This is a genomic window from Rhizobium sp. LjRoot30 (assembly GCF_964253915.1).
Classification (GTDB): domain Bacteria; phylum Pseudomonadota; class Alphaproteobacteria; order Rhizobiales; family Rhizobiaceae; genus Metarhizobium.
Map to the genome: position 1 here is coordinate 1 of NZ_CAXUSG020000032.1, position 11,837 is coordinate 11,837.

Annotated in this window: 15 protein-coding genes; 8 read left to right on the forward strand and 7 right to left on the reverse strand. The window is 54.5% G+C overall.

All coding sequences use genetic code 11. The features are described from left to right. Positions 1-41 precede the first annotated feature (41 nt). The 4 genes from ACSQ3I_RS27635 (at position 42) to ACSQ3I_RS27650 (ending at position 2,221) form a co-directional block, all read left to right on the forward strand. Positions 42-416: a DUF6671 family protein gene (locus ACSQ3I_RS27635; RefSeq protein WP_436004348.1), complete on the forward strand. Its 375-nt coding sequence runs from the start codon at positions 42-44 to the stop codon at positions 414-416. 274 nt (positions 417-690) lie between these two features. Then, positions 691-1,161, forward strand: a complete 471-nt coding sequence (locus ACSQ3I_RS27640; RefSeq protein ID WP_261005856.1) for a fasciclin domain-containing protein — start codon at positions 691-693, stop codon at positions 1,159-1,161. 174 nt (positions 1,162-1,335) lie between these two features. Beyond that, a complete protein-coding gene (locus tag ACSQ3I_RS27645) occupies positions 1,336-1,530 on the forward strand; it encodes a hypothetical protein (RefSeq protein WP_160862634.1) in 195 nt (64 codons plus the stop codon). A 163-nt stretch (positions 1,531-1,693) separates the two neighbouring features. After that, positions 1,694-2,221 carry a lipocalin family protein gene (locus ACSQ3I_RS27650; RefSeq protein ID WP_436004334.1) on the forward strand — a complete coding sequence of 176 codons (528 nt, stop codon included), beginning with the start codon at positions 1,694-1,696 and terminating at the stop codon, positions 2,219-2,221. 36 nt (positions 2,222-2,257) lie between these two features. Here ACSQ3I_RS27650 and ACSQ3I_RS27655 read toward each other — a convergent pair whose 3' ends face one another. The 5 genes from ACSQ3I_RS27655 to ACSQ3I_RS27675 form a co-directional block, all read right to left on the reverse strand. Next, positions 2,258-3,805 carry a cryptochrome/photolyase family protein gene (locus ACSQ3I_RS27655; protein ID WP_160862632.1) on the reverse strand — a complete coding sequence of 516 codons (1,548 nt, stop codon included), beginning with the start codon at positions 3,803-3,805 and terminating at the stop codon, positions 2,258-2,260. Positions 3,806-3,852: 47 nt separating this feature from the next. Continuing rightward, positions 3,853-4,560 (reverse strand): SDR family NAD(P)-dependent oxidoreductase, encoded by a 708-nt coding sequence (locus ACSQ3I_RS27660; protein ID WP_261005857.1) that lies wholly within the window; start codon positions 4,558-4,560, stop codon positions 3,853-3,855. A gap of 38 nt (positions 4,561-4,598) precedes the next feature. After that, positions 4,599-5,207, reverse strand: a complete 609-nt coding sequence (folE, locus tag ACSQ3I_RS27665; protein WP_436004337.1) for a GTP cyclohydrolase I FolE — start codon at positions 5,205-5,207, stop codon at positions 4,599-4,601. 763 nt (positions 5,208-5,970) lie between these two features. Further along, the gene (locus tag ACSQ3I_RS27670; protein WP_436004350.1) at positions 5,971-6,954 is read right to left on the reverse strand and encodes a TerC family protein; all 984 of its coding nucleotides are present in this window, start codon (positions 6,952-6,954) and stop codon (positions 5,971-5,973) included. A gap of 389 nt (positions 6,955-7,343) precedes the next feature. Beyond that, a complete protein-coding gene (locus ACSQ3I_RS27675) occupies positions 7,344-7,562 on the reverse strand; it encodes a YdcH family protein (protein WP_436004339.1) in 219 nt (72 codons plus the stop codon). Positions 7,563-7,661: 99 nt separating this feature from the next. On the opposite strand from ACSQ3I_RS27675, the gene ACSQ3I_RS27680 reads away from it, so the two are divergent. Beyond that, positions 7,662-8,573, forward strand: coding sequence for a LysR substrate-binding domain-containing protein (locus ACSQ3I_RS27680; protein WP_160862629.1), 912 nt, complete (start codon positions 7,662-7,664; stop codon positions 8,571-8,573). 124 nt (positions 8,574-8,697) lie between these two features. Here the strand turns inward: ACSQ3I_RS27680 and ACSQ3I_RS27685 are convergent, their stop codons facing one another. After that, a complete protein-coding gene (locus ACSQ3I_RS27685) occupies positions 8,698-9,411 on the reverse strand; it encodes an IS6-like element ISRsp9 family transposase (RefSeq protein WP_050746878.1) in 714 nt (237 codons plus the stop codon). Between ACSQ3I_RS27685 and ACSQ3I_RS27690 the strand changes: the two genes are divergently transcribed. The 3 genes from ACSQ3I_RS27690 (at position 9,410) to ACSQ3I_RS27700 (ending at position 11,473) form a co-directional block, all read left to right on the forward strand. Continuing rightward, positions 9,410-9,595 (forward strand): hypothetical protein, encoded by a 186-nt coding sequence (locus ACSQ3I_RS27690; protein WP_436004342.1) that lies wholly within the window; start codon positions 9,410-9,412, stop codon positions 9,593-9,595. The genes ACSQ3I_RS27685 and ACSQ3I_RS27690 overlap by 2 nt on opposite strands. 70 nt (positions 9,596-9,665) lie before the next feature. After that, positions 9,666-10,259, forward strand: a complete 594-nt coding sequence (locus ACSQ3I_RS27695; RefSeq protein WP_436004344.1) for a hypothetical protein — start codon at positions 9,666-9,668, stop codon at positions 10,257-10,259. 41 nt (positions 10,260-10,300) lie between these two features. Beyond that, entirely contained in the window at positions 10,301-11,473 is a 1,173-nt protein-coding gene (locus ACSQ3I_RS27700) for an alpha-amylase family glycosyl hydrolase (protein ID WP_436004352.1), read from the forward strand. A 123-nt stretch (positions 11,474-11,596) separates the two neighbouring features. Here the strand turns inward: ACSQ3I_RS27700 and ACSQ3I_RS27705 are convergent. Beyond that, a partial coding sequence (locus ACSQ3I_RS27705; RefSeq protein WP_436004346.1) for a hypothetical protein occupies positions 11,597-11,837 on the reverse strand: 241 nt, incomplete at its 5' end.

Below are 11,837 nucleotides of genomic sequence, written 5' to 3' on the forward strand. Positions count from 1 at the left end.
CTCAGTATGCTTTAATTGTGAGTGTCGTCGGCACAGACGTGGTGACCGCAAAGGGCATAAGAGATGCTGCGGCTTTGAGCGAGGCGGTCATAACAGCCGTTACACAATCACCCTGCAGCTTGGCGCGCATCCAGACAGACATGCGAGCGCACATGAACCCTCGACGCATGTCCGTCATTGCCAAGCTAGGCAAGCGCTTTGTCAAACGCCTAATGACCGCCTGTCCCCAGTGCGACCATCCCGGATGGGGCTGGGTTGGAACAGCGGCGGGGCTATGCTGCAGCGAATGTAATTCGCAAACGCAATTGCCGTCTCATGATGTTATGGGTTGCGCCGCTTGCGGCCATGAGCAGTTAGTTGAAAGGTCAAATGGCGAGCGCGCTTCCCCGACATTCTGCTCAGCATGCAACCCGTAATGCCACTTAAAGATTTTGACCGATGGTCGCATCATGCCCGAAACTGCTTCAGCACACTGCGCTACGCCGCGGGCACGAGGAGGCGCGATGGCTTCGGCGCGTCTTCAGGCCTACGAAAGTTGTCGCACCGGACTGTTCCCGTACTTCCCTTCAGAAAGAGTATTGGAATTTCTGGACCCAAGCCATCTTCACTGATCCGATTTCTATAAGTGCTCGTACATGAAGGTGTTCAAAAACCGCGTATGGCACGCGAGAGAGACGGAAGGAACGCATAATGAAGAGATTTTTTCTTGCATCCACACTCGCCCTTTCCTCCGCAGCGTATGGCGCTCACGCAGCTGACATTGTCGACACCGCGCAGGCAAATGGTCAGTTCAAGACCCTTGTGGCAGCGGTAACAGCAGCAGGCCTTGTCGACACCCTTAAAGGCGCCGGTCCTTTCACTGTTTTTGCACCGACTGACGATGCCTTTGCGGCTCTCCCGGCTGGAACCGTTGAGGACCTTCTGAAGCCGGAAAACAAGGACAAGCTATCCAAAATTCTCACCTACCATGTTGTTTCCGGCAAGGTGATGTCAAAAGATCTCAAAGACGACATGAAGGCAGCAACAGTTAACGGCGCTGAGCTTTCCGTTGATTTGGAAAATGGCGTTACTGTCAACGAGGCAAAAGTCGTGAATGCGGATGTAGTAGCCGACAATGGCGTTATTCACGTGATTGACAAGGTCCTCATGCCCCCGATGTGAGGTAGTAATGGCGCCTCGCATTCTAGATACGAACTCTGCTTATGCGGGGTGCCACCATTTACATTGTACTTTTAACTTCAATAAAACGGCTTCTATAAATATTTCTCCATAGGATATGCCAAAACTTGTCGATACTGCAGTAAAATAAATCATCGTAAGGCGTTGGAGGCAATAATGTCTAGCGAAACTAAGATTAACATCATCTATGATGTTGTCGGAAAAGGAGTATTCGTCGAATTCAACGGCCGCTCGCACTATCTTCAGGGGCCATTTACAGACAAGAAAAAAGCGATAGAAGCCGTGATGTTATTTTGCAAATCATCAGGCTGGCCTTCGGATTCGGAAAATCGTGAGATGCGTGACGATTGATGAAACTTGGAATGCAACCTTCTTGGTTGTCAGTGAGATTAGGCGTTTACAGTGTGAATACTGTCATCTTTTTCCAATCTTCAGATGAATATCACGAATACATTCTACAACAACAATTGCTTACTGCGCTAGGAAGATCATAACCTGTAATAGGGAGGGTTTTATGAAACGGGTCACGCTCACGATCGGGACTGCTCTGTTGGCAGCGTTCCTGTTAGGCGTTGCTGGAACTGCATCTGGGGCGCCCCAGGTCGTCAAAGTCGGCCCAGATCACTACAGCGGCACCTGGCTGGAGATCGGTCGCACACCCATGTTCATGACGGACGGATGCGTCGCGGGTTACTCGACCTACCGGCAAGGCAAAGCACCCGACGAGGTCTTGATTGAGGACGGTTGCCGGATGGAGCCGCCGGACGGCCGCCTCAAGACGGTTCGCGGAAACGGCAAGATCCAGGACTTCGGGTCGACGAATGCGAAGATGCGCGTTCGATACCCGTTGCTGATCACGTTCAATTACTGGGTGCTCTACAAATCACCTGACAAATCCTGGTTCATCAGCGCCAATCCATCCACGACGGACCTTTGGATCTATGCCCGTGCCGTTCCCTCCAAGACGAAGCTCCAGCGCATGATAAGGAAAGCGAGCGAACTCGGATATGACGTGCGCAAGCTGGAGTTTCCGCCTCAATGATACGTACCGGATGAATCGCTGGAGGATGAAGCCCTTTCAAACCCGTTCACCATCGTCCAGCTTCTGCAGAAACTTGGATGCGCTGTTCCGATACGCCTTCCTTTTTTCCAGGCTCATACGACCCCAAGAGGAGTAAATCTGGGCGAGACGATGGTTTTTGGAGAGGCTATCAGCGTTTCGAACGATGAAATCCCAATACAGGGCATTGAATGGACAGGCGTCCTTTCCGCTCTTCTTCGAAACGTCGTATCGGCATCCGCCGCAGTAGTTCGACATACGTGCGATGTAGGCGCCGCTCGCGGCATACGGCTTGGACGACATGAAGCCGCCGTCTGCAAACTGACTCATGCCAATGACGTTGGGCAATTCCACCCATTCGAAAGCGTCGGCATAGACGGCCAGATACCATTCGTGGACAGCATAGGGGTCCAGGCCCGCCAGCATCGAGAAGTTCCCAACGACCATCAGGCGCTGGATGTGGTGCGCATATGCGTGCTTTATCGTCTGCGTAATGACGGATGAAACACAGGCCATGTCGGTTTCGCCGGTCCAAAAGAAATCCGGAAGGGGTCGTTTTGCTTCGAAAATGTTGCTCTTCTCGTAGCCTGGCATCTTCAGCCAATAGATTCCACGGATGTATTCGCGCCACCCGATGATTTGTCGAATAAACCCCTCGACCGAATTGAGCGGCGCGTGTCCCTCCCTATAGGCACGTTCGCCCATCCGACATATCTCTAAAGGATCCAGCAAGCCGATATTGATGTAGAAGGACAAGAGCGCGTGGTTGAGGAATGGTTCCTCTTTCAGCATTGCGTCTTGCGTTTTGCCGAAATCGGGAAGGAAGTCTCGAACGAAGGCATCCGCCGCTTTTTGTGCATCGGAGCGGGTCACGGCAAAGGAGAACTGGGCCGTCGACCCCATGTTACGTGGAAACCTGCGCTCGACGAGGTCGAGGACATCCCGCGTCACCGCGTCCGGCGGGAAGCGTGGATGCGTTGGACGGAAAAGGTCTGCCTGGGCGGGCTTGCGATTGTCTGCGTCAAAGTTCCACCGTCCGCCTTCCGGATCCTTTCCATTCATGAGGAGACCGGTGCGGCGGCGCATGTCGCGGTAAAAATATTCCATCGTCAGCGCGCGGCGGCTTTGTGTCCATGTCTGAAAGTCCTGTTTGGACACCAGAAACCGGGTGTCTGGGCGAATTTCCACTGGCAAGCCAAACGCAGATTTCCAAGGTTTCATGGCTTGAAGAACGCGCCATTCGGACGCTTCGGTTACGATTATGCGCTTTGGCGATATTGCCGCGACGGTGCGGGCGAGTTCTCCGGTGAACGAACCCGTGTTGTCTACATCGTCCAGATGGACATATCGGACGTCGAAGCCTTTTTCGCGAAGCTCGATGGCGAAATGCCGCATGGCCGAGAAGATCAGCGCCATCTTCAATTTGTGATGATGTGCATAGGTGGCTTCCTCTATCACCTCGCACATCAAGATGATGTCCCGCCCGGGATCGGCAGCTTCAAGGCTCGAAAGCGACCACGTCAGCTGATCGCCGAGTATGAATATGAGATTGCGGACAGTGCTCATGGGAGGCGACTTTGCAAACCGTGTGGATATGGAGCACCCATCTACGGCTACCAGGCGATGGCGGTTCCGTCATAGGCGAAGAACCCGCCCGTACGGTCCGGCGTCAGACCGTCGAGCATCTCCAGGATGCGGCGCGCTGCATCATTGGGCTCGAAACGCTTGTGTCCCGACGCGAATGGCGCGGACAGGTCCGTTTTAACGGTGCCCGGATGCACGGTGACGAGCAAGGATGAGGGGTTCGTCCGGTTCACTTCAATCGCGGCGGTGTGAACGATCTGATTGAGAGCGGCCTTGGACGAACGATAGGAAATCCATCCTCCGAGCGCATTATCACCAATGGAGCCCACGCGCGCCGACAAAACTGCGAAGATCACGCGCTTTCGTCGCGCGAGCAACGGAACAAAATGCTTGAGTATCAAAGCAGGTCCTATGGCATTGAGCGCAAATTGCGCCATCATTAAGTGCTGTGAAATTTGACGAAGCGACTTCTCTGGTCCGAGCCCATTGATGGTCAGTGCGCCTGTAGCACAGACGATAAGATCGAATGCCTCCGACTTCATCCTGTCGGCGGCGCGCAGCACAGAATCTTCGTCGGTAACATCGAAAGCGTCATCTCTACGCGAAAGGCATACGACCTTGCCGCAGCCGGCATCCATCTCCAACTGCCAGCGAAACGCCTGACCTATTCCGCCGCTCGCCCCAAGGACCAAGGCGGAGTACCCGTGAGATAATGATCGCATCAGCGTTTCGGTCATTTCACGCTCTTTAGGTTGCAACAGTCACCGTAAGCGTTTCATGTCCGCGCCAGCATCATGAAGCGCGCTTGCCGCTCCGCCGACACATCGAACTGGCCGGTGAACACGGTGGTCAACGTCTTGGCGCCTTCCTTGCGGATGCCTCGCATCGCCATGCACATGTGCTCAGCCTCGATCATCACTGCAACACCCTGCGGCCGGAGGCATTCATCCAGAGCCTTTGCGATCTGCGCGGTCATGGTTTCCTGGGTTTGAAGCCGGCGGGCATAAAGTTCTACGAGCCGAGCCAGCTTTGAAAGCCCGACCACGCACCTGTCCGGAATATAGGCTATATGGGCGATCCCGTGAAACGGCACCATGTGGTGCTCGCAATGTGAATGAAACCCGATGTCCCTCACAAGGACCATGTCCTTGTAACCAGCTACCTCTGAGAACGTTTTGGAAAGAACATCCTCCGGCACCACCTCGTAGCCGAAAAACAGCTCGCGATACGCCTTCGCAACCCGATTCGGCGTTTCAAGCAAGCCTTCCCGGTTGGGATCGTCTCCGGCCCAACGAAGAAGAGTCCGCACTGCTTCTTCCGCTTCCTCTTGAGTCGGACGATATGCCGCTGACAAACGGCAGCCCTGGTTGGCGACAGCATCCATTGAAATTCTCCATATACATCTCTCCCGTTTTACGCGGATTGGGCTGTTTCGGATCAATGCGTGGACGTACATCTGCGTTGATCTGAGGCTCTCAATCCACGGAATGGCGAAGGCCCTCGTCAAAAACTTCAATCGCGATTGCGTCTCGGTAACCCCCTTGCCAGACGCCATGATCGCACAACGGCCAACCAGTGAACCATCGATCGGATTTAATCCGGCTATTCATCTGTCGCAGCCCCGACTGAAGCGGCACATATGCTTGAAGAAGAAGCAGTTTTTCACCGAAAGCGTAGATCACTTTGAACTCAAAAACCGCGTGAAGCTCCAGCAACAATCAAAAGTTTGTGCATGGCGCGATGCCACACCGCGGATTTCGCCGTCAGGGAGCAGCGCGCATCATCTCCGTTGCGTGTACGCTGCATACGGATCAAGGCCCGCTCGCAGCTGAGGCATTCAGCGCTCGGATCACGCTTGAGCAGACGGGGTCTTTCCAACCAAGCAAATCCTCTAGACATGTAAAGCAACCCGAGACATGGATCGCCGTCGTCGCGACCCAACCCCAGTCGCTAGAGGCGCGCTCAAGCAGCGTCGGTCATTGCGACGCGATGCGGCTTAAGCGTTTGACGGTCGCCACGGGTTGGCGTGCTGCCTGCACCTCCTCAACAGTTTCGGCCTGCAGCGATCGATAGCTAAGGATGCGACCAGGCTTGCGAAAATATCAGAGATCATTGGGGCTTTCTCTTAGCTTTTGATAAAACGATGGTTAAGCAGGATGCGTGTCGTCGCGTGTTTTGACGAGGCTCCAGAACACGCCCGCCGCGATGATAGCGAAGGTAATCCCGAGCGAGAGAGCGGCGGGAAATTTCTCGAGGCCAAGCAGATCTGCGACAAAAATCTTTGAGCCGATGAACACGAGCACGATGGCAAGGGCCGGCTTCAGATATTTAAATCGATGGATCATGGCTGCCAGCGCGAAGTAGAGAGCGCGAAGTCCCAGGATCGCAAAGATGTTCGAGGTGTAGACGATGAACGGGTCTGTAGTGATCGTGAAGATCGCAGGAACCGAGTCGACTGCAAAGACTATATCGGCGAGTTCGACCATGACCAAAGCTAGGAACAGCGGTGTGACAAACCACCTCAAGCGGCCGGTTAGTGGATCCTGTTTCTTCACGAAGAAGGCCTGACCGTGATGCCCTTCAGTGACGTTTAGCCGCTGGCGAAGGAAGGAAATGATGGGATTGCCAGCCAGCTCCGGCTCTTTATCGCCGATCCAGAGCATTTTGACGCCTGTGATGATCAGGAAGGCGGCGAAGACATAGAGCACCCAGGAGAACTGAGAGACGAGTGTTGCACCCACTCCGATCATGATCGCGCGAAGCACGATCACACCCAAAATGCCCCAAAACAGCACGCGATGCTGGTAGATCCGGGGAACGGCAAAGAACGAAAAGATCAGCGCGATGACAAACACATTGTCGAGCGCCAGGGTCTTTTCCACCACGAAACCTGTGAGATAGTTCATCCCCGATTCAGGACCGAGCTGCCACCAGATAAATCCTCCGAAGGCTAGGCCGAGCGAAACGTAGACGGATGAGAGAAGCAGACTTTCCCTGACCTCGATCTCGCGATTTTCGCGGTGGAGAACGCCCAAGTCAAAAATCAGGAGTGCAAGCACGATACCGAGGAACCCTAGCCACATCCAGACGGGTTTTCCCAACCAATCAGCGAAAAGTAACGTTAACTCCACGTGAGAAACTCCAGCCGGCGATCCGGTTTTATTGAAGTCCGACATCACGAAAAGACCGGCATCTTTCGTCAGAGGGGCCCGGACAGCGATAGGAAATTGAGGGGCGATAGGTCCGCTGCTGGGACGAACAAAAGTGTATTGCTTCGCTCGGCGAGCTGACCTTGCCTTTCGCCGAATTTCCAGCTCTTCTCTGATGTGACCCACGCATCGCAGCGATCAACTGCGATCGTCTGGTCAGGACATGGTAGTCTTGCTCGCCACGACTGAGCGGGTCCCAATTCGCTTTTTGAGCGCTCGGTAGCCACTGACGAGCTTGTGAAGAGCGTCGTTAGCCTCTAAAGATCTGTGATCTTGTCGACTGATGTGTTTGTACATTGTCATCCCTTCCTCTAGAGCTTGAGCGATCTTCGTTTGGCGACAGGGATGAGGACCGGCATGCTCTGGCGGTTATGACGCTCGATGAGCTCGATCTGCTCCCGGAAACGCAGCTTCAATTTCTTAAGCGCGCTCAAGCGGAGGCCATCTGGTGCTGGCCGCGACTGTTCGTCGTCGATACGAGACTGGACATGCGCCTTGCGGCTACGAAGTGACTTCAAGAACTGGTCCATTTGATTTTCCTTTCGTTGACCACACAAATATCGGGCATTCTCTGCCATAGTTCCAATTCATTGTTGCAATTCCACCGATAGTTCATAACTATCGGAAAGATGGCCTACCGACCTACTCTTCGCCAACTGGAATATATCGTCGCGCTCGATAACTTGCGGCACTTCGGGAAAGCCGCGAAACACTGCCATGTCTCGCAGCCGACTCTGTCCGTTCAGGTTGGATTGGTGGAGAAGTCCCTAGGCGTCACGCTCTTTGAGCGCACACCGAGCAGCGTCATCACCACACCGATTGGATCCGAGATCGCGCGAGGCGCTCGACTGGCGCTTGCGTCGGTCGACGACATAGTCGACAGAGCGGTCGGCGATACGGAAAATCTAGGCGGAGTGATGCGGCTCGCGACAGCGCCGACGTTCGGTCCTTATTTTCTTCCGCATTTTCTTCCTGGCCTTCATCGCAAGTTTCCAAGTCTCAAAATCTACATTAGAGAAGACCGCCCGGTCGACATTGAAGACGCCGTGGCGACGGGTGCGCTGGACTGCGGTCTTGGACCGGCGCCCGAGAGATCGGGTTTAAAGTTTCGACGCATTGGGAACGAGAAACTATTCTTAGGCGTGCCCGCAGACCACCCACTTTCGGATAAGCGGTCGGTTGGGATTTCTGATCTTGTCGATGAAACGCTTTTGGCACTCGGCAGTGGTCACAGACTCATGGAAAACGTGCACCATCTGGCAGCAGCTTCGGGCGCCATTGTTGTTGACGACTACGAAGGCACAAGCCTTGATTCCATTCGTCAAATGGTCTCGATCGGAATGGGATGTTCGCTCTTCCCAGAGCTTTACGCACGCGCCGAGTTTAGAAAGGAGGACGATGTGAAGTTGCTGTCAATCGACGATTGGAGCGAGCGGCGTGAGGTGGGATTTTATTGGCGAGAAAGCAGTGGGCGTCAAACGCACTACGAGACGTTGGCAAACGAGGCGGATGAGGTTTCGAAAAACGTTGGGATTGCCTGAGCATAGTGTATTAACCGCGAGCTACGACGCTCCCGCCAACATAGTTCGCGAGATCAATGAAAGACGAATTGCGATCGTGTCCCATAGAGTAACGTAGGACGCAATCATTTCTTTGTCCTGAATTTCAGGCTTGGATCGGCAACGCGATCTCACGCCAGGTGGCGCTGGCGAGGGCGCGGAGTTGGCGATGATCAGCGGCATTCAGGTGTTTTCGATGAAGTTGGAAAAGATTGGCAATTTGGCCGTGGGTTGAGACGAAACGTTGGCATTGACCTGCCGACTTGAACCGCATCATGCGTCGCTCTCGTCGTCGAACGGGAAGGTGAGAATTTTCTGCGAGGTTGTTGAGCCCTTTGTGCGAACGGTGTTCGATCCCCAGCATGATCTCTCTCTTTGCGGCGGAATAAGAACGCAGCTTGTCTGTCACCATCACGCGCGGCGCAACACCTTGGCTCTTCAACAATTTGCGCATCAGCCGAAGAGCGGCTCCCTTGTTTCTGCGGCTTTGCAGCAGAGCATCGAGAACGTAGCCGTTGGCATCGACGGCGCGCCACAGCCAGTATTTCTTGCCCTTGATCGATACGACCATCTCATCGAGATGCCATTTGTCTGCGAAGTTGCCGATCGACCGCCGCTTGAGTTGGTGGGCGAATTTCCGGCCAAACTTAGTCGTCCATTCTGAGACGGTCTGAAACGAGACGGCAATGCCGCGCTCGGCAAGCAGGTCTTCGATATCGCGCAGGCTCAGCGGGAACCGGTAATAGAGCCATACCGCATGCGCGATGATCTCGGCTGGAAAGCGGTGGCGTTTGTATCGGGCGGACGCATCGTCAGTCATGCCGATAGACTATTGCCTCGATCCGCACCAGCCGGTTAAGGCGACGCCTCCCAACGATCATATTGCCTGGATAGGCGAATACAAGGACATGGGTTTTTCGGAAATCTATCTACACAACCGGGGCCGCAATCAACTGGAATTTGTCCGGTTTTTTGGTGAGCATGTTCTACCGAAACTGCGTTGAGCCTGGAACCCGAAGCCTCGTTTGAAGTTGACCGCTCCCAAACCCGCGTTGCCGTTTTGAGGAGCGAGAAGTGAAACAGCCTGAGTCAACCCCACTCGGTGAAGTTATTAAGTCTGCTGAGAAAAAGACCGTGCATCCGGCCTGGGGACCGCGGCTGGTTGAAGGCGGTATTCAATTCCGATTATGGGCTCCCGCTGAGGACAGCGTAAACCTGAGCCTGGCTAATCAGAGCCACGGTATGAATCAGGCAAAAGACGGTTGGTTTGAGGTGATCGTGGCCGGACGTCCATTTGGCCAGGAGTACGTTTTCTCCTTGGGTAGTGGGCCGGTCGTCGCCGACCCCGCGTCGCGCTGCCAGTCTCAGGATGTCAGCGGCCCGTCGATCGTCATCAACCCCGAAAGTTATCAATGGAAAACCACTTCTTGGAAGGGGCGTGCCTGGCCTGAAACCATTCTTTACGAACTTCACGTCGGCACTTTCACGTCCGAGGGTACGTTCCTTGCGGTGATCGACAAACTTGATCGCTTGGCAGCACTTGGCATTACCGCCATCGAGATCATGCCGATCGCCCATTTTCCAGGAGAACGAGGTTGGGGCTACGACGGGGTTCTTCAGTATGCCCCGTATCGGGCCTATGGCACCCCCGAAAATTCAAAGCTTTGATTGACGCCGGCCATCAGCGCGGGCTAATGGTATTCTTGGACGTGGTCTACAATCATTTTGGGCCTGAAGGGAATTATCTTCCCCGCTTCGCGCCTGGCTTCTTTCACACCGAGCAGGACACGCCCTGGGGCCCTGCCATCAACTATGGCAACGACGCGGTGCGTCGCTACTTCATTGACAATGTTCTATATTGGCTTGGCGAATTCAGGCTCGACGGCTTGAGGTTTGATGCCATTGACTACATCAAAGATGACAGTGATGTGCATCTTCTTCACGAGATTTCTGAGACGGTATATACCGCTTTCCCGGACCGGCATGTCCATCTGATGACAGAGAACCCGCCCAACGGCACGGATCTGTTGGCAAAAGGGCTCTTCGTTGCGGATTGGAACGACGCCTTTCACCATATCGTGCACCGGATAACCACTGGCGAAACCATCGGGCATTTTAAAGAATTCAAGCGTAATCCATGGGAAGAGCTACGTCTGGTGCTGGCCGAGGGCTACTTAAGTCCGGGTCAGCCGACCGTAGATAAGGACCTGCCTGCTCCGGCGTCGCTGCCACCCACTGCGTTCATCCATTTTCTGCAAAACCACGACCAGGTGGGCAACCGCGCGCTGGGCGACCGGTTGGCTTCCCGGATAGATGACCGGCTGTACAGGGCACTTGTGTGCATCCTGCTAATGTCGCCACAAATCCCTCTCCTGTTCATGGGTGACGATTACAAGGAGATAAACAGCTTCCACTATTTCAGCGACTATGAGGGAGAACTGGCTGAGATCATTCGCGCAAACCGGTCCCAGGAAGCCGAGAACTTTGGTGGGTATCCTGCCGGTTCAAGCAAAGAGGACATTCCCGACCCCAACACGCCGTCAACTTTCCAAATGTCAAAACTACGGTGGGATCACGCGGAAGCGTCGGAGGGAACGTCTTGGAGTAACTGGATCCGAGAGATCCTGGCCGTAAGGCAGACGAAAATAGTTCCGCTTTTGGCCGAGGCGGGGGGATACGCGGGTACGATTGTCCCCTCCCCCGCGGAAACGGTCTTCGTTGACTGGCAACTTGGCCAGACAACATTACAATTGCGGGCAAACCTCTCGGCTATCCCGTGCTCGTTTGAACCCTGCGGTGACCTGGTCTTCACAAGTGACAGCGACCCACGAAGTCTCGACCTGGGCTCGTTTGAGGTGAAGGTGTTTGCCTTAAAGACTTGATCGGTGCTCGAGTTGGGAGCCGGCTGCCTTAAACTTCTCCCCAGCCTTATTGAGTGTCCGCGCGGCTCCTCAAAACCACGGGGTTAGGGCAAATGAGCCGTTCTGCGCGGGTCGCCTGCGTCCTCATGAAAAATCCTGGAGACCTTCGGACTGCCTTGAGCACATCTCGCAGTCCAACCCGGCGTTGCGGCCCAACAGCAAAATCGAATCGATGAGCTGTTCCCGGTCGCAGACCGTCCTTCCATGGCTCACCATCCAGTTCGCCAGGCGCAATGCGTCAGTTTGTGCGGCTTCGTTCTTGACCCAATAGGTGCCGTGGATGGAGCAGGTGCTGAGATAATTCACCTGTTTACAGATGATCATT

Bases quoted from the DNA above. Each gene is read 5' to 3' on its own strand.
- ACSQ3I_RS27650 (WP_436004334.1), top strand. From the start codon at position 1,694: ATGAAACGGGTCACGCTCACGATCGGGACTGCTCTGTTGGCAGCGTTC.
- ACSQ3I_RS27675 (WP_436004339.1), bottom strand. From the start codon at position 7,562: ATGGACCAGTTCTTGAAGTCACTTCGTAGCCGCAAGGCGCATGTCCAG.
- ACSQ3I_RS27690 (WP_436004342.1), top strand. From the start codon at position 9,410: ATGCCGATAGACTATTGCCTCGATCCGCACCAGCCGGTTAAGGCGACG.
- ACSQ3I_RS27645 (WP_160862634.1), top strand. From the start codon at position 1,336: ATGTCTAGCGAAACTAAGATTAACATCATCTATGATGTTGTCGGAAAA.
- ACSQ3I_RS27685 (WP_050746878.1), bottom strand. From the start codon at position 9,411: ATGACTGACGATGCGTCCGCCCGATACAAACGCCACCGCTTTCCAGCC.
- ACSQ3I_RS27680 (WP_160862629.1), top strand. From the start codon at position 7,662: ATGGCCTACCGACCTACTCTTCGCCAACTGGAATATATCGTCGCGCTC.
- folE (WP_436004337.1), bottom strand. From the start codon at position 5,207: ATGGATGCTGTCGCCAACCAGGGCTGCCGTTTGTCAGCGGCATATCGT.
- ACSQ3I_RS27660 (WP_261005857.1), bottom strand. From the start codon at position 4,560: ATGACCGAAACGCTGATGCGATCATTATCTCACGGGTACTCCGCCTTG.
- ACSQ3I_RS27655 (WP_160862632.1), bottom strand. From the start codon at position 3,805: ATGAGCACTGTCCGCAATCTCATATTCATACTCGGCGATCAGCTGACG.
- ACSQ3I_RS27640 (WP_261005856.1), top strand. From the start codon at position 691: ATGAAGAGATTTTTTCTTGCATCCACACTCGCCCTTTCCTCCGCAGCG.